This is a genomic window from Amnibacterium sp. CER49 (genome assembly GCF_029846255.1).
In the GTDB taxonomy this organism is placed as follows: Bacteria; Actinomycetota; Actinomycetes; order Actinomycetales; family Microbacteriaceae; genus Amnibacterium.
This window is the reverse complement of the sequence record NZ_JARVWQ010000002.1, coordinates 1222130-1248248: the sequence shown is the minus strand read 5'-3', so window position 1 is coordinate 1248248 and position 26119 is coordinate 1222130. Positions and strand designations below refer to the sequence as shown.

At 73.7% G+C, this 26119-nt stretch carries 23 protein-coding genes; 17 read left to right on the top strand and 6 right to left on the bottom strand.

The window, feature by feature from the left end; all coding sequences use genetic code 11:
• Positions 1–20: 20 nt before the first annotated feature.
• Entirely contained in the window at positions 21–1007 is a 987-nt protein-coding gene (locus QDR37_RS15995; RefSeq protein ID WP_279714764.1) for an aldo/keto reductase, read from the bottom strand.
• 154 nt (positions 1008–1161) lie between these two features.
• Between QDR37_RS15995 and QDR37_RS15990 the strand changes: the two genes are divergently transcribed.
• From QDR37_RS15990 to pth, 5 genes are all read left to right on the top strand, one after another.
• Positions 1162–2217 (top strand): D-2-hydroxyacid dehydrogenase, encoded by a 1056-nt coding sequence (locus tag QDR37_RS15990; protein WP_279714763.1) that lies wholly within the window; start codon positions 1162–1164, stop codon positions 2215–2217.
• 49 nt (positions 2218–2266) lie between these two features.
• A complete protein-coding gene (locus tag QDR37_RS15985; RefSeq protein WP_279714762.1) occupies positions 2267–2770 on the top strand; it encodes a gluconokinase in 504 nt (167 codons plus the stop codon).
• A gap of 181 nt (positions 2771–2951) precedes the next feature.
• A complete protein-coding gene (locus QDR37_RS15980) occupies positions 2952–4343 on the top strand; it encodes an aminotransferase class III-fold pyridoxal phosphate-dependent enzyme (protein WP_279714761.1) in 1392 nt (463 codons plus the stop codon).
• Positions 4344–4744: 401 nt separating this feature from the next.
• Positions 4745–5344 (top strand): 50S ribosomal protein L25/general stress protein Ctc, encoded by a 600-nt coding sequence (locus QDR37_RS15975; protein WP_279714760.1) that lies wholly within the window; start codon positions 4745–4747, stop codon positions 5342–5344.
• 6 nt (positions 5345–5350) lie between these two features.
• Positions 5351–5935, top strand: coding sequence for an aminoacyl-tRNA hydrolase (gene pth, locus QDR37_RS15970; RefSeq protein ID WP_279714759.1), 585 nt, complete (start codon positions 5351–5353; stop codon positions 5933–5935).
• Between the two features lie 88 nt (positions 5936–6023).
• Here pth and QDR37_RS15965 read toward each other — a convergent pair whose 3' ends face one another.
• A complete protein-coding gene (locus QDR37_RS15965) occupies positions 6024–6392 on the bottom strand; it encodes a divalent metal cation transporter (protein WP_279714758.1) in 369 nt (122 codons plus the stop codon).
• Between the two features lie 123 nt (positions 6393–6515).
• Here QDR37_RS15965 and QDR37_RS15960 point away from each other — a divergent pair, with 123 nt between their 5' ends.
• Positions 6516–6944, top strand: a complete 429-nt coding sequence (locus QDR37_RS15960) for a DUF6789 family protein (protein WP_279714757.1) — start codon at positions 6516–6518, stop codon at positions 6942–6944.
• A gap of 61 nt (positions 6945–7005) precedes the next feature.
• Here QDR37_RS15960 and QDR37_RS15955 read toward each other — a convergent pair whose 3' ends face one another.
• A complete protein-coding gene (locus tag QDR37_RS15955) occupies positions 7006–9078 on the bottom strand; it encodes a S53 family peptidase (protein ID WP_279714756.1) in 2073 nt (690 codons plus the stop codon).
• A 269-nt stretch (positions 9079–9347) separates the two neighbouring features.
• Between QDR37_RS15955 and mfd the strand changes: the two genes are divergently transcribed.
• The 3 genes from mfd (at position 9348) to QDR37_RS15940 (ending at position 15410) form a co-directional block, all read left to right on the top strand.
• Positions 9348–12974, top strand: a complete 3627-nt coding sequence (mfd, locus tag QDR37_RS15950) for a transcription-repair coupling factor (RefSeq protein ID WP_279714755.1) — start codon at positions 9348–9350, stop codon at positions 12972–12974.
• A gap of 88 nt (positions 12975–13062) precedes the next feature.
• Positions 13063–14523 (top strand): cation:proton antiporter, encoded by a 1461-nt coding sequence (locus QDR37_RS15945; RefSeq protein ID WP_279714754.1) that lies wholly within the window; start codon positions 13063–13065, stop codon positions 14521–14523.
• Positions 14520–15410, top strand: coding sequence for an alpha/beta fold hydrolase (locus QDR37_RS15940; RefSeq protein ID WP_279714753.1), 891 nt, complete (start codon positions 14520–14522; stop codon positions 15408–15410). The genes QDR37_RS15945 and QDR37_RS15940 overlap by 4 nt, the downstream gene beginning before the upstream one ends.
• A 62-nt stretch (positions 15411–15472) precedes the next feature.
• Here the strand turns inward: QDR37_RS15940 and QDR37_RS15935 are convergent, their stop codons facing one another.
• Positions 15473–16765 carry a serine hydrolase gene (locus QDR37_RS15935; protein ID WP_279714900.1) on the bottom strand — a complete coding sequence of 431 codons (1293 nt, stop codon included), beginning with the start codon at positions 16763–16765 and terminating at the stop codon, positions 15473–15475.
• Positions 16766–16951: 186 nt separating this feature from the next.
• Between QDR37_RS15935 and QDR37_RS15930 the strand changes: the two genes are divergently transcribed.
• The 4 genes from QDR37_RS15930 (at position 16952) to hisS (ending at position 21052) form a co-directional block, all read left to right on the top strand.
• Entirely contained in the window at positions 16952–17470 is a 519-nt protein-coding gene (locus tag QDR37_RS15930; RefSeq protein WP_279714752.1) for a GNAT family N-acetyltransferase, read from the top strand.
• A 132-nt stretch (positions 17471–17602) separates the two neighbouring features.
• A complete protein-coding gene (locus QDR37_RS15925; RefSeq protein ID WP_279714899.1) occupies positions 17603–18976 on the top strand; it encodes an MFS transporter in 1374 nt (457 codons plus the stop codon).
• Positions 18977–19001: 25 nt separating this feature from the next.
• The gene (locus QDR37_RS15920; protein ID WP_279714751.1) at positions 19002–19679 is read left to right on the top strand and encodes a MazG family protein; all 678 of its coding nucleotides are present in this window, start codon (positions 19002–19004) and stop codon (positions 19677–19679) included.
• A gap of 137 nt (positions 19680–19816) precedes the next feature.
• Complete coding sequence (gene hisS / locus QDR37_RS15915) at positions 19817–21052, top strand: histidine--tRNA ligase (protein ID WP_279714750.1); 1236 nt, start codon at positions 19817–19819, stop codon at positions 21050–21052.
• Positions 21053–21142: 90 nt separating this feature from the next.
• On the opposite strand, the gene QDR37_RS15910 is transcribed toward hisS, so the two are convergent.
• The gene (locus QDR37_RS15910; RefSeq protein ID WP_279714749.1) at positions 21143–21538 is read right to left on the bottom strand and encodes an MmcQ/YjbR family DNA-binding protein; all 396 of its coding nucleotides are present in this window, start codon (positions 21536–21538) and stop codon (positions 21143–21145) included.
• Positions 21539–21702: 164 nt separating this feature from the next.
• Between QDR37_RS15910 and eno the strand changes: the two genes are divergently transcribed.
• From eno to QDR37_RS15890, 4 genes are all read left to right on the top strand, one after another.
• Entirely contained in the window at positions 21703–22983 is a 1281-nt protein-coding gene (eno, locus tag QDR37_RS15905; RefSeq protein ID WP_279714748.1) for a phosphopyruvate hydratase, read from the top strand.
• Between the two features lie 35 nt (positions 22984–23018).
• Positions 23019–23492, top strand: a complete 474-nt coding sequence (locus QDR37_RS15900; protein WP_279714747.1) for a septum formation initiator family protein — start codon at positions 23019–23021, stop codon at positions 23490–23492.
• Positions 23489–24028 (top strand): DUF501 domain-containing protein, encoded by a 540-nt coding sequence (locus tag QDR37_RS15895; RefSeq protein WP_279714746.1) that lies wholly within the window; start codon positions 23489–23491, stop codon positions 24026–24028. Before QDR37_RS15900 ends, QDR37_RS15895 begins: the two co-directional genes overlap by 4 nt.
• Positions 24029–24105: 77 nt before the next feature.
• On the top strand, positions 24106–25722 hold the full coding sequence (locus QDR37_RS15890) for an NAD(P)/FAD-dependent oxidoreductase (RefSeq protein WP_279714745.1): 1617 nt from the start codon (positions 24106–24108) through the stop codon (positions 25720–25722).
• Positions 25723–25754: 32 nt separating this feature from the next.
• Here the strand turns inward: QDR37_RS15890 and QDR37_RS15885 are convergent, their stop codons facing one another.
• Positions 25755–26108 (bottom strand): hypothetical protein, encoded by a 354-nt coding sequence (locus QDR37_RS15885; protein WP_279714744.1) that lies wholly within the window; start codon positions 26106–26108, stop codon positions 25755–25757.
• Positions 26109–26119: the final 11 nt, after the last annotated feature.

Genomic DNA, 26119 nt, shown 5'->3' with positions numbered 1-26119 from the left:
GCTTCCGTGCGTGCGCCCGATCATCGTCCCAGCGGCGTGCGCCCGCCGATCCGGGCGTAGTCCTCGGCCGTGAGGTGCAGGCCCGCGGCCGAGATCCAGCCGTCGATCTGGTCGGGACGCCGGGCGCCGACGATGGCGCCGGTGACGCCCTCGAAGCCGAGCGTCCAGGCGACCGCCGCGGCGGCCTGCGGCACCCCGTGCGCATCGGCGACCTCGCCGATGCGGCGGCCGAGGCCGAGGTTCTGCTCGAGGTCCGTGGTGAAGTCGGGGCTGTTGCGGCGCCAGTCGTCGTCGGGCAGCGACGCGACCCGGTCGGCGTCGAAGGCGCCGGTGAGCAGGCCGGATCCCATCGGGCTGTAGACGATCACCCCGGTGCCGTTCGCTGCGCACCACGGCAGCAGCTCGTCGGCGGCCTCGGGGTGGATCGCGGAGAACGGCGGCTGCAGCGCGTCGACGTGCCCGACCGCCTCGGCGCGCTCGAGCTCGGCGACGGAGTGGTTCGACAGGCCGATGGCCCGGACCTTGCCGCTCTCGCGCAGCGCGACGAAGGCGCCCCAGTAGTCCTCGATGGGGGTGCCGTCGTCGGCCGGCCAGTGCATCTGGTAGAGGTCGATCGTCTCGACGCCGAGCCGCTTCAGGGACGCCTCGGCCTCGCGCCTGATCGAGGCGGGGTCGCCGACCCGGCGGGGCTGCTCGCGGCGGGAGGACTCGTCCCAGACGAGGCCGCCCTTCGTGAAGACGAGCGGCCGGTCGCCCTCGGGCAGATCGCGCAGCGCACGGCCGACGACCTCCTCGGAGTGGCCGAGGCCGTACACCGCGGCCGTGTCGATCCAGTTGATGCCGGCATCGACGGCGTGGTGGATCGCCTGCACCGACGCGTCGTCGTCCTGCGGCCCCCAGGCGAACGCCCAGTCGCCGCCGCCGATCGCCCACGCGCCGAAACCGACCCGGGTGATCGCCATGCCGGTCCGTCCGAGCTGCGCGGTCTCGAGCGTCGTGTCCGTCATCGGGGGTGCCTCCTCGTCGCGCGGCCCGCCCGGGCCCGCCCTCGAGAACAGTAGTGAGCGGCGTCTGGAAGGACTTGAAGGGCTCTGGGAGCCGCCGGGGGACCCGCCGATAGGCTGCGCGGCGGATGCGGCGGCAGCCGCGGGAGGGAAGGCGATGGGCGAGCAGCGCCTCCGCGTCGTCGCGGCCACACCGATCCCCGACGAGCTCGTGCAGCGCGTCGTCGCGGCCGACCCGCGCATCGACTTCGTCGTCGAGCAGGACCTGCTGCCGCCGATGCGGCACCCGGGCGACCACCCCGGCGATCCGGCGTTCCGGCGCAGCGAGGCCGACGAGCGGCGGTTCACCGAGCTCGTCGACTCGGCTGAGGTGCTCTACGGCATCCCGGGGGAGCGGCCGGACCAGCTGCACCGCACCGCCGCCGCGAACCCGGGCCTGCGCTGGGTGCAGCTCATGACGGCGGGCGGCGGCGCGCAGGTGCGCGGCGCGCACCTCAGCAAGGAGCAGCTCGAGCGCATCCGCTTCACGACGACGGCCGGCGTGCACGCGGTGCCGCTCGCGGAGTGGGCCGTCTTCGGCCTCCTCGCCGGCTTCAAGACCCTGCCGCGACTCGAGCAGCACCAGCGGCGGCACGACTGGGCGACCGGCCGTTGGATCATGCGGCGCGTGGAGGGCAGCAGGGTGCTGCTGGTGGGCCTCGGCGGCATCGGCGGCGTCGCGGCCGCGAAGCTCGCGGCGCTCGGCGCGCACGTCGCCGGCACCTCGCGGCGCGACGCGCAGGTCGACGGTGTCGAGGAGGTGTTCCACCCGGACGAGCTCGCCGCCCGGATCGGCGACTTCGACGGCGTCGTGGTCTCGCTGCCCGGCACCGCCCAGACGGAGCACCTGCTCGGGCGTGAGGTGCTCGCCGCGCTGAAGCCCGGGACCGTGCTCGTGAACGTGGGCCGCGGCACCGTGATCGACCAGGACGCGCTGCTCGAGCGGCTCCGCGACGGCACGGTCGGCTTCGCCGCGCTCGACGTGACCGATCCCGAGCCGCTCCCGGCCGACTCGCCGCTCTGGGACGAGCCGAACGTGCTGATCAGCCCCCACACGGCGGCCCTGTCGGACCTCGAGGACGAGCTCATCGCCGACCTGTTCGCCGACAACGTCACGCGATTCCTCGACGGGCGGCCCCTCATCAACCCGGTGAACACCGTCGAGTTCTACTGATCCCGTCGTCCTGATGAGGCGGCGAGGCCGCCGCGATACGGTCGGCGGCATGGACCTGCCGCCGATCGTCGTCATGGGTGTCTCCGGCGCCGGCAAGTCGACGGTGGCCGCGGCCCTCGCCCAGCGGATCGGTGGCGTCTTCGTCGACGCGGACGACCTGCACCCCGCCTCGAACGTGCACAAGATGTCGAGCGGCATCCCGCTGACCGACGAGGACCGCGCCCCATGGCTCGACGCGGTGGGCAAGGCGCTCCGCAGCAGCGTCGCCGGCCGGCCGGTGGTCGTCGCCTGCTCGGCGCTGAAGCGGAAGTACCGCGAGCGGATCCGGGCCGAGGCGCCCCGGGCGTTCTTCGTGCTGCTCACCGGCACCCGCGACGAGCTCGAGCGCCGGCTGCTCGCCCGCAAGGGGCACTTCATGCCCCCGTCGCTGCTCGACTCGCAGCTCGCGACGCTCGAGCCGCTCGCGAGCGCTGAGCGCGGCGCCACGGTGAACATCCACGGCGACCCGGCCGCCGTCGTGAGTCGTGTGCTCGACGCAGTCGAGCACGAGTAGGCGCGGTCTCGACGCAGTCGAGCACGAGTAGGTGCGGTCTCGACGCAGTCGAGCACGAGTAGGCGCGGTCTCGACGCGGTCGAGCACGAGTAGGCGCGGTCTGGACGCGGTCGAGCACGAGTAGGCGCGGGCCCGACCGGCCGTCGAGCGGGCCGGGGAGCGCATGCCTACCCTTGAGGCCATGAGCGCGACCGCCCCGTCCTCCGTCCGGCAGTTCTCCGTCCCGCAGGAGCGGCGGCTCGTCACCGAGCTGCCCGGCCCCAGGTCGCGGGCGCTGCAGGAGCGCCGCGTCCAGAGCGTCTCGCGGGGGGCCGGCACCCTCGCGAACATCTACATGGACCACGGCGCGGGCGCGATCCTCGTCGACGTCGACGGCAACCAGCTCATCGATCTCGGCTGCGGCATCGGCGTCACCACCGTCGGCCACGCCGACCCGGCGGTCGCCGAGGCGGTCAGCGAGCAGGTGCGCAAGCTCACCCACACGCTCTTCACCGTCACCCCGTACGAGAACTACGTGAAGGTCGCCGAGAAGCTCGCGCAGATCACCCCCGGCGACTTCGAGAAGCACTCGGTGCTCGTGAACTCCGGCGCCGAGGCGGTCGAGAACGCCGCGAAGATCGCTCGCCGCTTCACGGGGCGCCGGGCGATCGTCGTGCTCGACCACGCCTTCCACGGCCGCACGAACATGACGATGGCGATGACCTATCGCCCCTGGCCGGAGCGCGAGGGCATGGGCCCGTTCCCCGGCGAGATCTACAGCGTGCCGATCAGCTACCCGTTCCGCGACGGCCTCTCGGGCGAGGAGGCGGCCGAGCGCACGATCGACTACATCGAGACGCACGTCGGCCCCCGCGACGTCGCCGCCTTCTTCGCCGAGCCGATCCAGGGCGACGGCGGCATCATCATCCCGGCGCCCGGCTACTTCCAGCGGATCGTCGAGTACTGCCGCGAGAACGGCATCGTCTTCGTCGCCGACGAGATCCAGGCCGGCATCGCCCGCACGGGCGCCTGGTACTCGATCGAGCACCACGACGCCGTGCCCGACCTCGTGACGACCGCGAAGGGCATCGCGGGCGGCCTGCCGCTCGCCGCGGTCACCGGCCGGGCCGAGATCATGGACGCCGTGCAGCCCGGCGGCGTCGGCGGCACCTTCGGCGGCAACCCGGTCTCGACGGCGGCGGCGCTCGCCGTGCTCGACCTCGTCGAGCGCGAGGACCTGATCGGTGAGGCGAAGCGCGTCGAGCGCGCGCTCGTCGAGCGCATCGGCGGCTGGGTCGACAAGTACGACATCGTCGGCGACGTGCGCGGCAAGGGCGCGATGTTCGGCGTCGAGCTCGTGCAGCCCGGTACGAAGAAGCCGAACCCGAAGGCGCTGAAGCACGTCATCTCGACGGCCGTGGCGAACGGCGTCATCGCGCTCGACGCGGGCTCGTGGGACAGCGTGCTGCGGCTGCTGCCCTCCGTCCTCATCTCCGAGGCCCTGATCGACGACGCGGCCTCCGTGCTCGAGCAGGCGATCGAGAGCGCCCCGTCGGGCGACGACGCCGAGGAGCCCCCGACCCCGCAGTCCTGACCCAGCGGAGCACGCCCGATACCGCGTGTAGGTACTTCGTCCTCGTGTAGGTCCGGATCGCGGTTCTGCACCTACGGCGGGGCGGATCACCTACACGCGGTACTCGGACCGCCGCTTCCGCGCTCTGCTCATGGCGGAACCGTCCCCGCCGCTTCCGCGCGCTGCTCATGGCGGAAGCGTCCCCGCCGCTTCCGCGCGCTGCTCATGGCGGAAGCGTCCCCGCCGCTTCCGCGCTCTGCTCATGGCGGAACCGTCCCCGCCGCTTCCGCTACACTCATCCGTCGGACTTCGGCGAGGGAGGCCCTGCCAGGGCTTCCGTGATCGACGCAGCGTGCCCTCCTCGGCGCGCGCGACCGCCGACCGCATCGACCGGGCCGGCATCGGCCCATGGAGGGACCGACATGGCCGACAAGATCAACGCCGAGCGCCGGGAGCGCTTCGGCAAGGGCGCCGCCCGCAAGCTCCGCGCCGCGGGCCGCATCCCGGCCGTCATCTACGGCCACGGCACCGACCCCGTGCACATCTCGCTGCCGGGTCACGAGACCGCGCTCATCATCCGCAAGGCGAACGCCGTGCTCGACCTCGATCTCGGCTCGGGCTCGCAGCTGGTGCTCGTCAAGGACGTGCAGAAGGACCCGGTGCGGCAGATCATCGAGCACGTCGACCTGCTCGTCGTCCGCAGCGGCGAGACCGTGCAGGTCGAGGTGCCCGTGCACCTCGAGGGCGAGTCGGCGCCCGGCACCATCGCCACGCTCGACGCCCAGACCCTGCTGCTCGACGTCGAGGCGACGCACATCCCCGAGCGCATCGTCCTCCCCATCGAGGGCCTCGCCGACGGCACGCACGTCACCGCCGCCGATGTGCAGCTCCCCGAGGGCGCGAAGCTCGCGTCCGACCCGGAGCTGCTCGTGGTCGGCATCTCGACGCCGGCGGCCGAGCCGGAGCCCGAGGAGGCCCCGGCCGCAGCGGACGCCGACGCCGAGTCCACCCCCGCGGCGTAGCCCCGGATGGACGGGCCCTGGCTCGTCGTCGGCCTCGGCAACCCCGGCGCGCAGTACGCGGGCAACCGCCACAACGTGGGCCGGATGGTGCTCGACGAGCTCGCCCGGCGGGCCGGTGCGCGCTTCACGCGGCACCGCACCGGCTCCGCCGTCGCCGAGGCGCGCGAGCCGGGCGGCCCCCGGCTCGTGCTCGCGGCGCCGCAGTCGTACATGAACGAGTCGGGCGGCCCCACCGGCCGGCTGCTGAAGTTCTACTCGCTGACGCCCGACCGGCTCATCGTCGTGCACGACGAGCTCGACATCCCGTTCGGTGACCTGCGTCTGAAGTCCGGCGGCGGCCACGGCGGCCACAACGGCGTCCGCGACATCGCGGCGGTGCTCGGCACGCCGGAGTTCCCGCGGGTGCGCGTCGGCGTCGGCCGGCCGCCCGGCCGGCAGCCGGCGGCGGACTTCGTGCTGCGGGACTTCACGCCGACCGAGCGCAAGGAGCTGCCGAACGTGGTCGTCGACGCCGCCGACGCGGTCGCCGCCCTCGCGACGGAGGGCCTCGAGCAGGCCCAGCAGCGCTTCAACGCCCCCCGCGCCCGCTAGCGCGGCCCGAGCGACGGGGGTCCCGGCCGCCGGTGCCCCGGAAGGGCGGCGGACGCGCTCACCGGAGTACGATCCTTCCGTCGTCCGGTCAGTGCGCGAGGATCGCGAACGGCACCATCGCGAGGCCGAAGGCCATGACGACGCGGCAGAGCGTCCAGACCGTGAAGCGGTAGGCCCCCCGCATCCGGTGCTCCTTCGGCAACGCCTTCGCCTCGAGCGCGAGCAGGAAGCCGAGCACGATCGGCAGCAGCAGGGCGTTCATGACCTCGACGTCGACGGCGAGCGAGACGAGGTCGACCGCGCCGAGCACGAGGACCGCGCCGACGATGTGCGCGACCGCGTAGACCGCGTAGAAGCGCCAGTTGCCGCCGTCGATGCGGCCGTTCAGGCTGTGCCGCCAGCCGAGCACGTCGGCGACGCCCCACGAGCCGGCGAGCGAGACGACGAGCGCCGCCACGAGCGCCGCCGAGCACCGCCGCGCCGATCAGCACGCGGGCGGGCATCGACCCGAGGAACGGCGCGACCGCGGCCGCCATCGGGCTCGACCGGCGCTCGGGCAGCCGTGGAAGACTCCGGCGCCATGCGCGACGACCGACCCGCTCCTCTGCCGTCCGGCGCCGCCGCCGGCCTGGCCGCCACCCTCGCGATGAGCGGGCTGCTCGTCGCGGCGAAGGCGCTCGGAGCGCTGCCGAAGCAGCCGCCGGTGCTGCTCGTGAAGAAGGTGCTGCCGAACCTCCCGGAGGCGGTCGCGCAGCCGCTGTCGTGGGCCGCGCACCTCGGGTACGGCGCGGTCGGCGGCGCGCTGCTGCCGGTGCTGCTGCGCCGCGTCACGCCCGCCCGCGGGCTCGCGTACGGGCTGGCGATCTACGCCGCCAGCTACGAGGGGTGGGTGCCGGTGGCCGGTGTGCTGCCGCCGGCGCACGCCGACGACCGGCGGCGCGTCGCGACGATGCTCGCCGCCCACGTCGTCTACGGCGCCGTGCTCGGGCGGCTGCTCCGCCGCCGCTGAGGCCGCCGCAACGGGAAGGGCCCGGGACGCGATCGCGTCCCGGGCCCGCTGATCCGAGAGGTCAGCCCTTGGTGATCGCCGTGAAGAACGCCGAGCCGTTCGGGGTGCCGACGCCGGTGGCGGTGTCGTAGCCCCTCGTGCTGTGCAGCGTCTGGTTCGGCTCCTCCAGCGTGCGGAGGCTGTACGACAGCCCGCCCGAGGCGTTCTCGCTGTTCACGTAGTTCACGCGGACGACCGAGGGCAGCCTCGAGGAGGTCGACGTGCCGAACAGGTCGGCCTGGTCGACGTCGTAGAAGGCGCCGGTGCCGGCCTTGTACGCCGCGTAGATGCGCGGGTTCAGGAACCCGAGCGGGCTGCCGTTCACCTGGTCCGCCACGGCCGCGATGCCCGCGGTGAGGGGCGCCGCTACGGAGGTGCCGCCGATGCGGTACTCGTCGTAGTAGGTGCCGTTGCTGAACTGCTGCGTCTGGCCGACGAGGAACCCGGTGTTCGGGTCGCCGAGGGCGCTGATGTCGGGCAGCGCGCGGCCGGCGCCGGTCGTGACGCCCTGCTGGTACGACGGCTGCGCGAAGAGCTTGCTGATGCCGCCGCCGCCACCGCCGAAGAACGTGCCGGGCAGGGGCTGCGAGAGCGTGCCGTTCAGCACGTACGGCGCCGACGTGATGTGGTCCGACGCCGTCTTCGTGATCGGGTCGTACCCGGTCTGCCAGCCGACCTCGAACGAGCGCTTCCACGCACCGCGCTGGTTCAGCACCGAGGACGCGTCGTCGACGTCCGCGTAGGTCGCGCCGGCCGGCGTCGTGCCGGACGGGACGATCGAGGCCGACGTGCCGCCGACCGCGGTCACGAACGGGCTGTCGGCGTAGAAGTCGACCTGCGGCGAGCCGTACGTCGACACCTCGTCGCCGTTGTCACCGCTCGAGACGTACACGCCGATGCCCTCGGCGACGGCCTGGACGAACGTGTTGTTGAGGCTGTTGATGTAGCCCTGGGGCACGCCCTCACCGCTGAAGCCGTAGCTGATCGAGATGATGTGGCTGAGGCCGCGGTCGACGATGTGGTTGATGCTCGCGTCGAAGTCCTCCCGCGCGTTCGCGGAGGCCACGTAGAGGAGCTGCGCGCCGGGGGCCGTCGTGTGGATGGCCTCGGCGTCGAGCGTCTCCTCGCCGTAGTAGTCGCCCGGCACCTGCTGCGGGGTGTCCGGGTGCTTGTAGATCCCCGGAGCGACGATCTCGGTGATCGACGGCGCCGGCAGGTTGTGCTTCGCGCTGTACGCGGTGACGTCCTGCTTCAGGGTCGGGCTCGCGTTCGCGCCGACGAAGGCGACCGTCTGGCCGGTGCCGTCCGCCGAGACGGAGTCGAGGCCGTACAGGCCGCGGACCTGGGCCGGCGTGTAGCCGCACGGGGCGAGCGGCTTGGTCTTCGTGCCGTAGGCCGTGATGTTCGGGGTCGAGACCGTCTTCTCGCCGAACCAGAGCGAGCACGGCTGGCCGGCGCGGAAGCCGACGCCCGGGGCGCCGTGGTTCTGCTTCGGATCGTTGCCGACGCTGTCGGTCGGGAAGAGCAGCTGGCTGCTCTGGTCGAGCCCCGTCACTCCCTGCACGACCGCGCCGAGGGACGACGGCACGGAGACGTCGGACTCGGGCGCGCGGAGGGTCTTGCCGTTCGTCGTGTAGAGACCGAGCGTCGTGCCGAACGCCGCCTGCGCCTGGGCGACGGTGCCCTCCGCGGAGACGTAGTGGTTGTTCGACGGGGTGTCGACGATGGTGAAGCCGCTGCTCTTCAGGAACTGCTGCACGGCGCCGACGTCGGCCTGCGCCGGGGCGAACTGCTGCCGGAACTGCGCCGGCGTCAGGTAGTGGTGGTAGCTGGCCGAGCCGGGCGTGGCGATGGCGAGCGCGGTGGCCTGCGCCTGAGCCTGGTTGCGCCAGTTGAGGTAGACCCGGATGTTCACGGCGTCGGTCGTCGCCGCCGCCTTCTGCAGCTTCGTGGACTGCGCCCATGCAGGCCGGCTGCCGGAGAGGGTGGTGCGGCCGGTGGCCGCGTTCGACGGTGCCGCCAGCACGCAGCCGGCGGCGAGCGCGAGTCCCGTCAGAGCGGCGGAGCCGCTCAGTATGCGAGTGCGTCGATGCAAGGAGATGCTCCTCGAGGTACGGGATGCCGGGTGGCATCCGATTCGAATGCAAGCAGACGCTGTGAGAACGCGCCAGATCACGTACGAAAGCCTGAAACCTTGCCGACAGGGGCTTCCGGCCCTGACTTCTCGTCGGGTATACGCATCCGCTGCCGGTATGCCTCGGCTCGTCCCCGCGCCGGAAGAGGCATACGTCGGATGCGCAGGCGGCCCGTTCGCCCTCGACGGAACCGGCGGCGCACCGCCGCGGCGCCGGTACCATCGAACGAGTGAGTCTCGGGGGTCTGCCGCGCCTGCTGTCCCACGGCGAGTCGGTCGAGCGCGCGCTCGTCGCCGCCTCCCGCAACGCCGACTTCTCGGCGACGCCCGGGCTGCACGCGCCGCTGCTCGCCGCGCTGCTCGAGCGCCGTCGGGACCGCGGCGAGGCCGACGCCGCCTTCCTCATCACGGCGACCGAGCGCGAGGCCGACGCCCTGCGTGCGTCGTTCGAGTGCCTCGTGCCGCACGCCGAGCTGCTCGACCTCCCGGCCTGGGAGACGCTCCCGCACGAGCGCTTGAGCCCCGGTGTCGAGACCGTCGGCCGCCGCCTGCACGCGATCCGCCGCATGGCGCTCTGGCGGCAGGGGGACGCGCCCCTCATCGTCGTCGCGCCGGTCCGGGCGGCGCTGCAGCCGCTGACCGCCGGGCTCGCGGAGATCGAGCCGATCGCCGTCGCGCTCGGGCAGCGGGGCGTCGACCTGAACGCGGTCGGAGCGCGTCTCGTCGAGCTCGCTTACACGAGGGTCGACCTCGTCACCCGCCGCGGCGAGTTCGCGGTGCGCGGCGGCATCCTCGACGTCTTCTCGCCGGTCGCCGAGCACCCCGTGCGCATCGACTTCTTCGGCGACGAGGTCGACCAGCTGCGGCACTTCTCGGTCGCCGACCAGCGCTCGCTCGACGCGCCCGTCGATCGCGTCGAGCTCGTGCCGGCGCGCGAGTTGCTGCTCACGCCGAGCGTGCAGCAGCGGGCGCGCGAGCTGCGGCACGAGTTCCCGAACCTCGCGACGATGCTCGCGAAGATCGCCGAGGGCATCCCGGTCGAGGGCATGGAGTCGCTCGCGCCGGCGCTCGCCGACGGGCTCGTCTCCATCGCCGAGTACCTGCCGCGAGGATCCGCCGTCGCGGTGGTCTCGCCGGAGCGCGTCGCGTCGCGGGCGGTGAGCCTCGCCGACACGAACCGCGAGTTCCTCCACGCCGCGTGGAACGCCGCCACGGCGGGAGCCCAGGCGCCCATCGACCTCGAGGCGGGCGACTTCCTCACCGTGAACGCGCTGCGCGAGCAGGCGGGCGCCGACCACACGTGGTGGACGCTCAGCTCGTTCGAGGCGCAGCCCGACGACCCGGAGCTGGACCCGGCGAAGGCCGCGGCGCTGCTCGCCGACTCGGCCGAGTACCTCCGCGTCGCCGGCGCGGCGACGCCCGTCGTGCCCGGACGTCCCGCCGAGCTGCTCGACCACGTCGGGTCGCGGCTGCGGCACGGGTGGAGCGTCGTCGTCACCGCGGCGGGCAAGGGCCTCGTCGAGCGCGCCCACGACGTGCTCGCGGAGCGCGGCCTCGCCGCCCGGCAGGTCGACGCGCTGCCCGACGAGCTCGAGCCCGGGATCGCCTACGTCACCCTCGGCGACGTCGACGCCGGCTTCGAGCAGCCGGAGATCTCCCTCGCGCTCGTCACCGAGCGCGAGTTCTACGGCCGCGCCGCCAGCGTCGACGCCCGCGCGCCCCGCAAGCTCGCCTCGCGGCGCAAGAACGTCGTCGACCCGCTGCAGCTGAAGGCCGGCGACTACGTCGTGCACCAGACGCACGGCATCGGGCGCTTCGTCGAGCTCGTGCGCCGCGAGGTCGCCGGGCAGCAGCGCACCGGGCCGCGCCGCATGGGGGAGAAGGCGCCGGAGAAGGTCGTCCGCGAGTTCCTGCTGCTCGAGTACGCGCCGAGCAAGCGCGGGTACCCGGGCGACAAGCTCTACGTGCCGACCGATCAGCTCGACCTGCTCACCCGCTACGTGGGCGGCGAGGCGCCGCAGCTGTCGAAGATGGGCGGCGCGGACTGGGCCGCGGCGAAGGGCCGCGCCCGCAAGGCGGTCCGCGACATCGCCGTCGAGCTGGTCAAGCTCTACTCGGCGCGGATGGCCTCGCGGGGGCACGCCTTCGGGCCCGACACCCCGTGGCAGCGCGAGCTCGAGGAGGCGTTCCCGTTCGCCGAGACGCCCGACCAGCTCGAGACGATCGAGCAGGTGAAGGCCGACATGGAGCGGCCGATCCCGATGGACCGCCTGGTCTCCGGCGACGTCGGCTTCGGCAAGACCGAGGTCGCGGTGCGGGCCGCCTTCAAGGCGATCCAGGACGGCAAGCAGGTCGCGATGCTCGTGCCGACGACGCTGCTCGTGCGCCAGCACCTCGAGACGTTCCAGGAGCGCTTCGCCGGCTTCCCGGTGAACGTGCGGCCGCTGTCCCGCTTCCAGAGCGACAAGGAGGCGCGCGAGACGATCAAGGGCATCGGCGACGGCACCGTCGACCTCGTGATCGGCACCCACCGCATCCTCTCGAACGGGCTCGTCTTCAAGGACCTCGGCCTCGTGATCATCGACGAGGAGCAGCGCTTCGGCGTCGAGCACAAGGACCAGCTGAAGAAGCTGAAGACGAACGTCGACGTGCTCGCGATGAGCGCCACGCCGATCCCGCGCACGCTCGAGATGGCGGTCACCGGCATCCGCGAGATGTCGACGCTCGCGACACCGCCCGAGGACCGGCACCCGATCCTCACCTACGTGGGCGCGCGCTCGTCCGGGCAGATCACCGCGGCGATCCGCCGCGAGCTGCTCCGGGAGGGGCAGGTGTTCTACGTGCACAACCAGGTGCAGTCGATCCAGCGCGTCGCCGCCGAGATCGCCGAGCTCGTCCCCGAGGCGCGCATCGCCGTCGCGCACGGTCAGATGGGCGAGCACCAGCTCGAGCAGGTCATGGTCGACTTCTGGGAGCGGCGCTTCGACGTGCTCGTCTCGACGACGATCATCGAGACCGGCCTCGACATCGCGAACGCGAACACCCTCATCGTCGACCGCGCCGACAAGTACGGCCTCAGCCAGCTGCACCAGCTGCGCGGGCGCGTCGGCCGCGGCCGCGAGCGGGGCTACGCCTACTTCCTCTACGAGGCCGAGAAGCCCCTGTCGGAGACCGCGGTCGACCGGCTCGAGACGATCGCCGCGAACAACGACCTCGGCGCCGGCATGCAGGTCGCGCTCAAGGACCTCGAGATCCGCGGCGCGGGCAACCTGCTCGGCGGCGAGCAGTCCGGCCACATCCAGGGCGTCGGGTTCGACCTGTACCTGCGGATGATCGGCGAGGCCGTCGCCGACTTCCGCGGCGAGGTCGCCGAGGGGCAGACCGAGCTGCGGCTCGAGCTGCCGGTCGACGCGCGGATCCCCGAGTCGTACATCGACAGCGAGCGGCTGCGGCTCGAGGCCTACCAGAAGCTGTCGGCCGCCTCGGCGCCCGCTGCGCAGGACGGGCAGATCGACCTCGTGCTCGACGAGCTCGTCGACCGGTACGGGCCCGCGCCGGACGAGGTGACGAACCTCATCCGCGTCTCGAAGCTGCGCCGCGTCGCGCAGCAGGCCGGGCTCTCGGACGTGGTGTCGCTCGGCAGGATGCTCCGCGTCGCGCCGGCGGACCTGCCCGACTCGATGCAGGTGCGGCTGCAGCGCATGTACCCCGGCTCGAAGGTGCTCGCCTCGGCCGGCGCGGTGACCGTGCCGATGCCGACCCTCGACGGGCAGCCGCTGCCCGACGCGGGTCTCGTCGAGTGGGTGCACCAGCTGCTCACGGCGGTGTTCGCGAAGCAGCCGCAGCCCACGGCGTAGCCCGCCCCTCCGCCCCCGCGGCCCTGTGGACGGGGTCAGCGACCGCTGGACGTCCCGTCGTACGATCCGGTCTCCGGCAGGAGATCCCATGAGCGCAACGACGTCGTTCGACCTCGTCGTGCTGCTCTGCGGCCTCGGGCTGCTCGCCGCCGTCGCCGCGAACGCGGTCGGCTCACGGCTGCGCATCCCGGCGCCCGCGCTGTTCCTCGTCGTCGCGGCAGCCGCGTCGGACCTCGTGCCGGCCCTCGGCCGCATCCCGCTGCTGACCTCGGAGCGCATCGTCACGATCGCGCTGATCCTCATCCTGTTCGACGGCGGCATGCACATCGGCTGGCGCCGCTTCCGCGCCGCTGCCGGCGCGACGACCTGGGTCGGCGTCGCCGGCACAGCGGTCACCGCGGCGGCGATCGCGCTGCTCTGCCGCTTCGCCCTCGGCATCGACTGGCAGGCGGCGCTGCTGCTCGGTGCGGCGCTCTCGCCGACGGATCCCGCGGTCGTCTTCTCGGTGCTCGGCGACCGCGACATCCGCGGCCGCTCCGGCACGATCCTCGAGGGCGAGTCGGGTGTCAACGACCCGGTCGGCATCGCGCTGCTCGCGGCGCTGCTCGTCGCCGGCAACGGGCACGGGGGCGACCCGTTCGTCGGCGGGATCGTCGAGTTCCTGCTCCAGATGGCCGTCGGTGGGGCGGTCGGAGCGGCCGGGGGCCTGCTGCTCGGCGTGCTCGTGCGACGCGTGCGCCTGCCGAACGAGTCGCTCTACCCGCTGCGCTCGCTCGCGTTCGCGGTGCTGCTCTACGGCGCCGCGGCGCTGCTGCACGGCTCGGGCTTCCTCGCCGTCTTCGTCGCCGGCATCCTCGTCGGGGACGCCCGCGGGCCGTACCGGGCCGAGGTGCGGCGGTTCACGAACGGCCTGTCGAGCCTCGCCGAGATCGTCGCGTTCACGGTGCTCGGCTTCAGCGTCTCGTGGTCGGCGGTGCTCCGGCCCGACGCGCTGCTGCCCGGGCTGCTGCTCGCCGTGGTGCTGATCGTCGTGATCCGGCCGCTGCTCGTCGGCGCGCTGCTCGCGCCGATCCGCCTGCAGCTCGGCGAGCGCGCGTTCGTGCTGCTCGCGGGGCTGAAGGGCGCCGTACCGATCCTGCTCGGGGTGATGATCCGCGAGTCGGGCCTGCCGGGGGCCGAGCGGGTCGCGTCGATCGTCTTCGTCGTCGTGCTCGTCTCGGTGGTCGTGCAGGGCGGCCTCACGCCGCAGCTCGCAGCCTGGTTCAGGGTGCCGATGCGGCAGGTCGAGCAGCAGCCGTTCGTCGCCGGGCTGCGGTTCGAGGAGGAGCCGCGCGGCGTGCAGCACTTCTCGGTCGCCCACGGCTCGGCCGCCGAGGGCGCGTCGCTCGGCGACCTGCTGCTCGGCGAGCGCGGCTGGGTGAGCCTCGTGCGGCGCGACGGCCGCGCCGTGCGGCTCTCCGGCCGCACCCGGCTCGAGGCCGGCGACGAGGTGCTCGCCTTCGCCGATCCCGAGCTCGACGTGTCGGAGCTCTTCGAGGCGCCACGATGACCGGGACGACGCGGGTGGTGCAGGTCGACGGGCACCGGGTGGGGCTCGTCACCGCGGGGTCGGGGGAGCCGCTCGTGCTGCTGCACGGCATCGGCCGCGACCACGGCGACTGGGACGCCGTGCTGCCCGCGCTCGCCGAGCGCTACACCGTCTACGCGATCGACGTCGAGGGCTTCGGCGAGTCCGAGGCCTGGGGACCACGGGTCACCCTGCGGTCCATGGCCGCGATGGTCCGCCGCACCCTGGTCGCGCTCGGCGAGAGGCGGCCGGTGCGGATCGTCGGCAACTCGATGGGCGGCGCGGTGGCGCTGCGCATGCTCGCGGACGATCCCGCCGCCGTCTGCGCGCTCGTGCTCATCAGCCCCGCCGGCTTCGGTGCCGACGCCGCGCTCGGGCTGCGGCTCATGACGCTGCCGGGGCTCGGGCCGCTGCTGCTGCGCTTCTCCGTGACCGGGGCCTACCTGCGGCTGCAGGCCCTCCTCGACGGGCCGGCCGCGCTCGACACGGCGGAGCTCGCCCTCCGGGCGGCCCGGCGCATGCACCGCCTCGACGCGCGGCGCTGGTACCTCGACGTGGTGCACGATCTGGGCCGGTGGCGGGGGGTGCGCGAGGAGTGGCGCCGCGAGGTGATCGCCGCCCTCGCGGCGGCCGCGACCCCGACGCTCGTGCTGTGGGGGGAGCGCGACGTGGTGCTGCCGCACGCGCACCTCGCCGCGGCCGCGGCCGCCCTGCCGCACGCGGTGACGCGCAGCCTGCCGGGACTCGGCCACTCGCCGCAGATCGAGGCGCCCGGGCCCACCGCGGCGATGATCCTCGAGTTCCTCGCCGGCGTCGCGCCGGCGACGGCGGCCGCCGCCGCGCTCCGCAGGACGGACGCCGCCTCCTGACGCCCGTCTCCGAGCACCGGTCGCACCTCGCGTCGCCGACTCGCGGGTCGCGGGTCGCGGCGCTACCCCAGGCGCAGCTCCAGCGTCTCGACGAGCGGGGCGCGCACCGGCGTCATCCGGATCTCGCAGCGCAGCGAGCCCGTCGTGCCGCGGATGCTCCAGGCGAGGTGCGCCGCGGAATCGCTGCGGGGTGCCGCCTCGACGAGCGGGACGACCGGCGCGTCCGGATCGAGCCCGACGGCCGCACGGAGGCGCTCCGCCGTCGCCCGTCGTGACTCGAGCGGCTCGTCGAGGGCGACGTTGCCGGCGACGAGCGCCGCTGCCGCGGCGTCGTCCCAGCGCCGGACGAGGCGCTCGACGGTCTCTCGCGCGGCACGCGTGGCCTCCCAGAGCTCGGGCTCCGTGCCGGGCACGGCGAGGCCGTCGAGCAGCGCGGTGAGGGCCTTCGTCGCGGGCAGGGTCGCGCCGCTGTAGCGCGCGTTCTCGAGCACGACGACGCCGAGGCCGCTGTCGGGATGCCAGCGCATGTGCGCGCCGTAGCCGGGGTAGCCGCCGGAGTGCGAGATGACGGTGCCGTGCCGCTCGTCGTGCTCGACGACGAGCCCGAAGCCGTACGACGAGCGGGTGGGGCCCGGCACCTCGGTGCGCGGGGTCTGCAGCTCGCGCCGCGAGGCCGCTGACAGCACGGCGTCGGACGCGCCGGGGCGCCAGGCCGCGGCGAGCCAGCCGGCCCAGGTCGCGAGGCCGGTCGGTGTCGCGATGATGCCGCCGAGCGGCGAGAAGGCGCCCGGCTCCTGCCAGGGCTGCTCCTCCCAGCGCCCGGCCACGCGCGCGTGCCCGGGTGCGATGGCCGCGACCTCGAGCGAGCGGTCGTACCCGATCCCTTCGAGGCCGAGGGGCTCGATCACGCGCTCGGTGACGAGCCGCACGTAGGGGAGCCCCGAGACCCGCTCGAGCACCCGGCCGAGGATCGAGTAGCCGAGGCTCGAGTACTCGTAGCGGGTGCCGGGGTCCGCGAAGAGCCGCAGGCCCTCGCGCAGCATCGCGTCGAAGTCCTCGGTGCTCATCGCCTCCTGACGGTCCGCCCAGGGGTCGTCGTAGGGGATGCCGGACGACATCGACGCGAGGTGCGCGACCGTCGGCGACGGACGGCCGTCGAGCATGGTCACCTCGAGCAGGTCGGCGACCGGGGTGTCGAGGTCGAGCGCTCCCGCGTCACGCAGCTGCAGCATCGCGGTCGCGGTGAAGCTCTTCGTGCACGAGGCGACGCGGAAGGCGGTGCCCGGCGTCGGGACCGGGCCGGTCGTCCCGTCACCCGCGCCGCCGGTGGCGACCACGGCGCCGTCGGCGAGCAGCGCGAACGAGCTCGCCGGGGCGCGGCTGTCGCGGACCCGCTCGTCGACGAGCTGCTGGACGACGGGGGCGAGCAGGGCGGCCGAGCCGGTGTCGTAGCGCAGGGGGTGCTCCTTACCTCGTCACCACAGTCTGGCGGGGCCGGGCCCGGGACGCCCGCGGCCGCCGGCCGGTAGGCTCCGGGATCCGTGGCCGTCGTCCTCCGTGAGCTCGAACCCGCCGATCTCCCCGCCGTCGTGGAGCTGAACAACGACGCCGTGCCCGCCGTGCCGATGGCCGACGAGGACGAGCTCGCGCTGCTCACCGCGTTCGCGTCGCTCTCGATCGTCGCCGTCGACGAGGACGACCCCGACGAGGTGCTCGGCTTCCTGATCGCGATCGACCCCGGCCGCTCGTACGCGAGCGAGAACTACCGCTGGTTCTCCGCCCGGAGCGACGACTTCCTCTACGTCGACCGCATCGTGATCGGTACCGAGGCGCGCGGCGCCGGGATCGGGCGGCTCCTCTACGGCGCCGTGTTCGCGAAGGCGGAGGTCGACCATCGACGCGAGGTCACCTGCGAGGTGAACCTGCGTCCGCCGAACCCGCGGTCGCTCGGCTTCCACGAGGCGCTGGGCTTCCGGCGGGTGGGGGAGCAGGACACGAAGGGCGGCGCGATCCGGGTGGCGCTGCTCGCGGCGGCGCTCGACGGGGGCGACGAGTCCTGAGGCCTTCCTGAGAGCGGGGAATGCGAACCGGTCCTCGGGGCTTGCGGACCTGATGTGACCGGAACGACGCCACAGATCAGCCGCCGCGACGTCGGCCTCCGGTCGGAGCGCGGACCCGTCCTGCTCGCGCTCATGATGTCGACGGGCCTCATCGCGATCGACTCGACCATCCTCGCGACGGCCGTGCCGTCGGTGGTGCAGGACCTCGGCGGCTTCTCGAGCTTCCCGTGGCTCTTCTCCGTCTACCTGCTCGCCCAGGCCGTGTCGGTGCCGCTCTACGCGAAGCTCGCCGACACCGTCGGCCGCAAGCCGATCCTCCTCACCGGCATCCTGCTGTTCCTCGTCGGCTCGGTGCTCTGCGGGTTCGCCCCCTCGATGCTCGTGCTGATCCTGTTCCGCGCCGTGCAGGGCCTCGGCGCCGGCGCGATCATGCCGGTCTCGATCACCGTCGCGGGCGACATCTACACGGTCGCGGAGCGCGCGAAGGCGCAGGGCTACCTCGCGAGCGTCTGGGCGATCTCGTCGGTCGTCGGCCCCACGCTCGGCGGCGTCTTCTCGCAGTTCGTCTCGTGGCGCTGGATCTTCTTCGTGAACATCCCGCTCTGCCTCCTCGCGGTCGTGCTGCTGCGCCGCTACTCCGAGTCCGTCGAACGCACCCGGCACCGCATCGACGTCGCGGGCGCCGCGACCCTGACGATCGGCCTCACCGCGCTGCTCACGGCCCTGCTCGAGGGCGGCACCGCCTGGGCGTGGAACTCGGTGCAGAGCCTCGTCGCCTTCGCGGTCGCCGTCGTGGCGGTGCCGCTGTTCATCGCGATCGAGCGGCGTGCCGCGGAGCCCGTGCTGCCGCTCTGGGTGCTCTCGCGCCGGCTGCTGCTCACGACCGCGCTGATCTCGGCCGGGGTCGGTGCGGTGACGATCGGCCTCACCTCCTACGTGCCGACGTTCCTCGAGAAGGTCGTGCCGACCACGCCGCTCGTCAGCGGGCTCGCGCTCGCCGCGCTCACCGTCGGCTGGCCGCTCGCCGCCTCGAACGCGGGCCGGCTCTACCTGCGCTTCGGCTACCGGCCCACCGCGCTGATCGGCTGCGCGCTCGCGGCCGCCGGCGCCATCGGCGTCGCCCTCAGCGCACCGCTCGCCTCGATCGCGCTCACCGCGGTCACCTGCTTCGTCGTCGGCCTCGGGCTCGGCTTCGTCGCGACGCCCACGCTGATCGCGGCGCAGTCGAGCGTCGGGTGGTCGGAGCGGGGCGTCGTGACGGGCGCGAGCCTGTTCCTCCGGTCGATCGGCTCGGCCGTCGGTGTCGCCGTCTTCGGAGCGATCGCGAACGGCGTGCTCGGGTCCTGGCAGGGCTCGGCGGTCGCCGGCACCGCGAGCTCGTCGTCGGCGGTCTTCGACGGGGTCGTCGTCGCGGGCCTGCTGACCCTCGTCGCGGCGGTCTTCATGCCGTCGGCGCGCGTCGAGGAGGCGGCCGCGCCCTCCGCGGCGCAGGCCGAGCCGGCGTGACGTCGCGCCTGCGAGGATGACGCCGATGACCGACCCCGCAGGCTCCGAGCTCGACCGCCTCGTCGCCGTCATGGCGCGGCTCCGCGGCCCCGGCGGCTGCCCGTGGGACGCGGAGCAGACGCACGAGTCGCTCGTGCGCTACCTCATCGAGGAGACCGCGGAGCTCGTCGAGGCGATCGAGACCCACGACCGCGACGCGATGCTCGAGGAGCTCGGCGACGTGCTCTACCAGGTCCTCTTCCACGCCGACCTCGCGGCTGCGACGCCCGGCGAGGGCTTCGACATCGACGACGTCGCCAGGGCGACCGCCGCGAAGATGGTCGGCCGGCACCCCCACGTGTTCGGCGACGCGGAGGCGGCGGACGCCGACGCGGTCGTCGCGGTGTGGGAGGAGCAGAAGCGCCGCGAGAAGGCGCACCGCACGAGCGTGCTCGACGGGGTGCCGATGGGCATGCCGTCGCTGCTGCTCGCCGAGAAGCTGCTCGGTCGTGCCGCGCGCGTCGGGCTCGAGCTGCGGCCGGTCGAGGGCGGTCCGACGGACGAGGACGCGCTCGGCGACCTGCTGCTCGACCAGGTGATCGCCGCCTCCGCCCGCGGCCTCGACGCGGAGCGGGCGCTGCGCGGCGCGATCCGGCGCCTGAGCGACCGCATCCGCGTGGCCGAGGCCCAGGCCGATGCCGGGGAGCGCCCCGTCACGCCCTGACCGCCGAACCTGCTCCGGATCCTGGTCGCTTCGCCACGCGCTGAGCGGCAAGGATCCGGAGCGGCGCCGGTCGGGGCGCCGATGCGCCCCCTCGTCTGCCCGTCCGACGGCGGCGGCTCCGCTGCCAGGATGGAGGGGTGGCCTCCCCGGTGAACCCGCCCCGCGGCATGCGCGACTTCCTGCCCGCCGAGAAGCGGCGCCGCGAGCACGCGCTCGCCGTGATCCGGCGCGTGTACCGCGGCCACGGCTTCGACGAGATCGAGACACCCGCCCTCGAGGACGTCGAGCGGCTGCACGCCGGCATCGGCGGCGACAACGAGAAGCTCGCCTACAGCGTGCTGAAGCGCGGCCTCGGCGGCGACGACCTGCGTGCCGCGGCGGAGTCCGGCGATCCCCTCGCGCTCGCCGACCTCGGCCTGCGCTACGACCTCACGGTGCCGCTCGCGCGCTACTACGCGACGAACCGCGCCGAGCTGCCGCCCGTCTTCCGGGCCCTGCAGATCGGCCCGGTCTGGCGCGCGGAGCGGCCGCAGAAGGGCCGCTACCGGCAGTTCGTGCAGTGCGACATCGACGTGCTCGGCGAGGCCGGGCCGATCGCCGAGCTCGAGCTGATCGCCGCGACCACCGAGGCGCTCGCAGAGCTCGGGCTCACCGGCACGAGCGTGAGGATCAACGACCGGCGCATCCTGAACCGCCTGCTCGAGACCTGGGGCCTCGCCGGGGAGAACGCCGCGCGGGCGCTCATCACGATCGACAAGCTCGACAAGATCGGTGTGCCTGGCGTCGTCGACGAGCTCGGCACCCAGGGCGTCGACACCGCGGGCCTGCACGAGGCGTTCGCGACGCTCGCGGCCGCCGGCTGGGACCTGCTCGTCGATCCGCCGGCCTGGCTCGAGCAGGACGCCTACCGCGACCTGCTCGCGCTCCGCGACGCGCTGCCGGACGTCGACCTCGTCTTCGACCCGACGCTCGTGCGGGGCATGGGCTACTACACGGGCACGATCTTCGAGATCGAGCACCCCGGCTTCGGCAGCTCGCTCGGGGGCGGGGGCCGCTACGACGGCATGATCGGCCGGTTCCTCGGCCAGGCGGTGCCGGCGGTCGGCTTCTCGATCGGCTTCGAGCGGATCCTCGACCTCCTGCCGCCCAGCGACGACGGCAGCGGCGCGCTCGTGCTGCTGCACGACGACGACGTGCCCGCCCCGGTGCTGCTCGCGGCGAAGGCGGCGGCGCGCGACGAGCACGGGCGGGTGCGGCTCGAGCGGACGCGGCGGAACCGCCGTGCGCAGCTCGACGCGCTCGCCGCCGAGGGCTTCACCGCGGTCGCGACCGTCACGGCCGAGGGCACGGGCGAGACCCGTCCCCTCCGCTGACCGCGGCCGGCGCCGGCGGATCCGGGCGACTTCCGTTCCTCCGGGCGTCGTCTCGCGCCCGCGTCGTCGGAACGCGCCCGGGATCCGGGTTCAGGCGTCGCGGAGGCCGACGAGACGGCGAGGGGCGGCGTGGCGCCATGACGCGTCGAGCAGCTCGGCGACCTCCCGCCAGTCGGTGTCCGGGGGGTCGAGGTCGATGCCGAGCCACCCCTTCGGGCCGAGGTAGGCCGGCACGAAGAACCGCGGATCCTGGACCCGCGCCGGCCGTTCGTCCTCGTCGACGTGCACCACCAGCCCGGCGTCGTGCCGCACCGACTCCGGTCCCTTCGTCCCGCTGCCGTACACCGCGAACGCCGTGCCGCCGACCACCGAGAACCAGGGCCGCCCGTGGCTGATCCGCTCCTCCGCCTCGGGCAGCGCGAGCGCGAGCGTCCGCAGCCGCGCGAGCAGCGGGTCGTGCTCGTCGAACATGATCGGGTGCGCCACGGCGCCATGGTGGCCCGGCCCGGAGTCGCCCTCAAGGGCACCGAGCCGCGGAAGCCGCCCGGAATCGGCTGAGCGGGGGCCGGTTGGAGACGTGCAAGGCGGCCTCACTAGAGTCGTTCACGGCCCGTCGACGAGGCGGGCGATCGACTCGAAGGAGTGCTCCCATGGCCGCCATCGACACCGTCGACGCCCGCGAGATCCTCGACTCGCGCGGCAACCCCACCGTCGAGGTCGAGGTGCTGCTCGAGGACGGCGTCGTCGCCCGAGCGGCCGTGCCGTCCGGCGCGAGCACCGGCGCCTTCGAGGCCTACGAGCTCCGCGACGGCGACTCCGGCCGCTACGGCGGCAAGGGCGTCGAGAAGGCCGTCGCCGCCGTGATCGACGAGCTCGGTCCGGCCGTCGAAGGCATCGACGCGGCCGACCAGCGCATCGTCGACGCCACCCTCATCGCCACCGACGGCAGCGACAACAAGGGCAGCCTCGGCGCGAACGCGATCCTCGGCGTCAGCCTCGCCGTCGCGAAGGCCGCCGCCCTCTCGGCCGAGCTGCCGCTGTTCCGCTACATCGGCGGCCCGAACGCGCACGTGCTGCCCGTGCCGATGATGAACGTCATCAACGGCGGCGCCCACGCCGACTCGAACGTCGACATCCAGGAGTTCATGATCCTGCCGATCGGCGCCGGGTCGTTCCGCGAGGCGCTGCGCTGGGGCGCGGAGACCTACCACGCGCTCCGCGGGCTCATGAAGGGCAAGGGCCTCTCCACCGGCCTCGGCGACGAGGGCGGGTTCGCACCGGACCTCGACAGCAACCGCGCCGCGCTCGACCTGCTGCTCGAGGCGATCGGCAAGGCGGGCTACACGCCCGGCACCGACATCGCCCTCGCGCTCGACGTCGCGAGCACCGAGTTCTTCGACAAGGGCACCTACACGTTCGAGGGCCGGGCGAAGAGCGCCGCCGACATGAGCGCCTACTACGCCGAGCTCGTCGCGAACTACCCGCTCGTCTCGATCGAGGACCCGCTGGCCGAGGAGGACTGGGAGGGCTACGAGACCCTCACGGCCGACCTCGGCGCCAAGGTCCAGATCGTCGGCGACGACCTCTTCGTCACCAACCCGTCGCGCCTCGCCACCGGCCTGCAGCGCCGCGTCGCGAACTCGATCCTCGTCAAGGTGAACCAGATCGGGACGCTCACCGAGACCCTCGACGCGGTCGCGCTCGCGCAGCGCAACGGCTACACCGCGATCCTGTCGCACCGCTCGGGCGAGACCGAGGACACGACGATCGCCGACCTCGCCGTCGCGACCGACGCGGGTCAGATCAAGACCGGTGCGCCTGCCCGCAGCGAGCGGGTCGCCAAATACAATCAGCTGCTCCGGATCGAGGAGGAGCTCGGCGAGGCCGCGGTCTACGCGGGCCGCAGCGCGTTCCCGCGCTTCCGGGCCTGACGACGGTCGCCTCCCGGCGGCGGGAAGGGGAGCCGGTGGGAGACGTCCGCGACCTCGGCAGCGGCGCGCTCGCCCGCGTCGTGCCGCCGCGCCTCCGCGGCGTGAAGGTGCCCGGGCTCGCGATCGCCTCGGTGCTGCTGCTCGTCTTCGCGGTGCTGAGCCTCGCGCCGGCGCTCGGCACGTACCTCTCGCAGCGGCAGAAGCTCGCCGACCTCACCGCGCAGGTCGCCCGGCAGCAGGCCGACCTGAAGGCGACGAGCACCGACATCGCCCGCTGGAGCGACCCTGCCTACGTGCGGTCGCAGGCGGGCAGCCGACTCTTCTACGTGCTGCCCGGCGAGGTCGCCTACCGGGTCGTCGGGGGCACCGCGACGAAGGCTTCGGGACCGGCGCAGCCGCCGACCACGACCGTGCAGACCACCCGTACCGACTGGACGGGCGCGCTGCTCGACTCGCTGGTCGCTGCCGGCACCACCTCCGCGACGCCGAAGGCGCTGACCGGGCGATGACCGACGGTCAGCACCCGGTGATCGGCGATCCGCCGACGCCGGCCGACCTCGACGCCGTCGAGGCGCAGCTCGGCCGCCCGCCCCGCGGTGTGCTCGCGATCGCCGCCCGCACGCGCGACGGTGCGCCCGCCGTCGTCGCCACGGCGCCGCGGCTACCGGACGGCACGCCGTTCCCCACCTTCTACTACCTGACCCATCCGGTGCTCGTCGCCGCGATGTCGCGGCTCGAGGCCGACGGGCGGATGCGCGAGCTGAACGACCGGCTGGCCGCCGACCCGGAGCTCGCCGCGGCGCATCGCGCGGCGCACGACGCGTACCTCGCCGCCCGCGAGGCCGTCGAGGCCGTGCCGGAGCTCGCCGGCATCAGCGCGGGCGGCCTGCCCGACCGCGTCAAGTGCCTCCACGCGCTCGCCGGGCACGCGCTCGCCGCGGGTCCCGGCGTCGATCCGGTGGGCGACCTCGCACTCGCGGAGGCCTCGCGCACGGATGACCAGGTGCGGCGCGCGATCGGCGGCTGGGGCGAACCCCTCCGGTAGGCTCGGAGGCCTGCCCGCCCGCGGCTCAGCGCAGCACCGCGGCTCCAGTGCTCTTCACGAAGGAGATCTTCGGACTCGTGCCTCGCATCCTCATCGTCGGCGGCGGCTACGCCGGCTTCTACACGGCCTGGAAGCTCGAGAAGTGGCTCCGCAAGGACGAGGCGGAGATCGTCGTCGTCGATCCGCTGCCCTACCTCACGTACCAGCCGTTCCTGCCCGAGGTCGTCGGCGGATCCGTCGAGGCCCGCCACGCCGTGGTCAACCAGCGCAAGCACCTGAAGCGCGCGAAGGTCATCACGGCGAAGGTCACCGGCATCGACCACGCGGCCCGCACCGCCACGATCACCCCCGAGGTCGGCGAGCCGTGGCAGCTCGAGTACGACCAGATCGTCGTCACCGCCGGCTCGGTCAGCCGCACCTTCCCGATCCCGGGTGTCGCCGACCTCGCCTACGGCCTGAAGACCATCGAGGAGGCCGTCGCGATCCGCGACCGCATCCTCACGAACTTCGACAAGGCCGCGAACCTGCCGCCCGGGCCGGAGCGCGAGCGCCTGCTCACGTTCGTCGTCGTCGGCGGCGGCTTCGCCGGCATCGAGGTGTTCGGCGAGATGCGCTCGCTCGCCTCGTACCTGCTGCGGTACTACCCGCAGCTCACCTTCGACGACACGCGCTTCCACCTCATCGAGGCGATGGGCCGCATCATGCCCGAGGTGTCGCTGCCGACGAGCCACTGGGTGCTCAAGAACTACGCGCAGCGCGGTGCGGAGGTGCACCTCGACACCCAGCTGAAGAGCGCCGAGGGCGGCCGCATCGAGCTGTCCACGGGCGAGTCGTTCGAGACGGACGTCATCGTCTGGACCGCCGGCGTCATGGCCTCGCCGATGCTGAAGAACACCGACCTGCCGATCGAGGAGCGCGGGCGCCTGCGGGTGAAGCCCGACCTCCGGGTCGTCACCGCCGAGGGCGAGGTCGTGCCGGACGCCTGGGGCGCCGGCGACGTGGCGGCCGTGCCCGATCTCACGGGCAAGGGTGTCGGCGGCATGTGCGTGCCGAACGCGCAGCACGCGGTGCGTCAGGGCAAGCTGCTCGCGCAGAACATCGCGGCGGCGCTCCGCGGCGAGGGCGTCAAGGACTACTACCACGCGAGCCTCGGCGCGGTGGCGGGCCTCGGCCTCTACGAGGGCGCGTTCCAGTCCGGCAGGATCGCGATCAAGGGCTTCCCGGCCTGGGTCATGCACCGCGGGTACCACGGCCTCGCGATCCCGACGTGGGAGCGCAAGCTGCGCGTCATCGCGAACTGGGTGCTGAACTTCGTGCTCGGCCGCGACATCGTGAGCCTCCAGGCGGTGCAGCAGCCACGCGTCGCGTTCGAGACGTACGCCTCCCGGCCGCGCCCGTCGGTCGAGGCGGCGCCTGCCGCGGCCGCGGTGCCCGCGGCCGTCCCGGCGCGAGCGGCAGTCGCAGCGGCACCGGCCGCCACGGTCGTCGAGCCGGTCGCTGCCGAGCCCGCTGCGAAGCCCGCGCGCGCCCGCAGGAAGGCCGAGCCGCTCCCGGCAGAGACCGCCGAGCCGAAGCCGGCACGCACCCGCAGGCCGCCCGTCGAGCCGGAGCAGCCGCCGCTGCCCGGCGCGAAGGGCGTCGAGGCGCCGATCTACGCGAACCCGGCGCCCGAGCCGGAGCCCGCGAAGAAGTAGCCGCTCCCGCGGCAGCCGCACGCCCGTCCCGGTCAGCCGGGGCGGGCGTGCGGCGTCTCGTCGTCCGACGCCGGCCAGTCGAGGTCGTCGGCGGGCGTCCAGGCGTCGTCGAGCACCGCGGTCCGCAGCGCGACCTCCGCCTCGCGCAGCTCCGCTGCCGCGCAGGCGAACTCCGCGGCGAGACCTGCGGAGGCGCGGGCGTAGGCGACGCGAGCGAGAGCGTCGGTGCGGTCGAGACCGAAACCGATCACGGCGAGCGCGTCCTCGGCCTGCGCGAGGCGGCGCAGCTCGGTGCGGCGCTCGTCGACGAGGACCCGAAGGGCCGCGAGGTGGACGGCGCGCTGCAGGAGGTCGCCCGTCCCCCGGGGAGCGCCGTCGCCGTCCACACTCCGATGAT

Bases quoted from the DNA above. Each gene is read 5' to 3' on its own strand.
- QDR37_RS15995 (WP_279714764.1), bottom strand. From the start codon at position 1,007: ATGACGGACACGACGCTCGAGACCGCGCAGCTCGGACGGACCGGCATG.
- QDR37_RS15990 (WP_279714763.1), top strand. From the start codon at position 1,162: ATGGGCGAGCAGCGCCTCCGCGTCGTCGCGGCCACACCGATCCCCGAC.
- QDR37_RS15985 (WP_279714762.1), top strand. From the start codon at position 2,267: ATGGACCTGCCGCCGATCGTCGTCATGGGTGTCTCCGGCGCCGGCAAG.
- QDR37_RS15980 (WP_279714761.1), top strand. From the start codon at position 2,952: ATGAGCGCGACCGCCCCGTCCTCCGTCCGGCAGTTCTCCGTCCCGCAG.
- QDR37_RS15975 (WP_279714760.1), top strand. From the start codon at position 4,745: ATGGCCGACAAGATCAACGCCGAGCGCCGGGAGCGCTTCGGCAAGGGC.
- pth (WP_279714759.1), top strand. From the start codon at position 5,351: ATGGACGGGCCCTGGCTCGTCGTCGGCCTCGGCAACCCCGGCGCGCAG.
- QDR37_RS15960 (WP_279714757.1), top strand. From the start codon at position 6,516: ATGCGCGACGACCGACCCGCTCCTCTGCCGTCCGGCGCCGCCGCCGGC.
- QDR37_RS15945 (WP_279714754.1), top strand. From the start codon at position 13,063: ATGAGCGCAACGACGTCGTTCGACCTCGTCGTGCTGCTCTGCGGCCTC.
- QDR37_RS15940 (WP_279714753.1), top strand. From the start codon at position 14,520: ATGACCGGGACGACGCGGGTGGTGCAGGTCGACGGGCACCGGGTGGGG.
- QDR37_RS15925 (WP_279714899.1), top strand. From the start codon at position 17,603: ATGATGTCGACGGGCCTCATCGCGATCGACTCGACCATCCTCGCGACG.
- QDR37_RS15920 (WP_279714751.1), top strand. From the start codon at position 19,002: ATGACCGACCCCGCAGGCTCCGAGCTCGACCGCCTCGTCGCCGTCATG.
- eno (WP_279714748.1), top strand. From the start codon at position 21,703: ATGGCCGCCATCGACACCGTCGACGCCCGCGAGATCCTCGACTCGCGC.
- QDR37_RS15895 (WP_279714746.1), top strand. From the start codon at position 23,489: ATGACCGACGGTCAGCACCCGGTGATCGGCGATCCGCCGACGCCGGCC.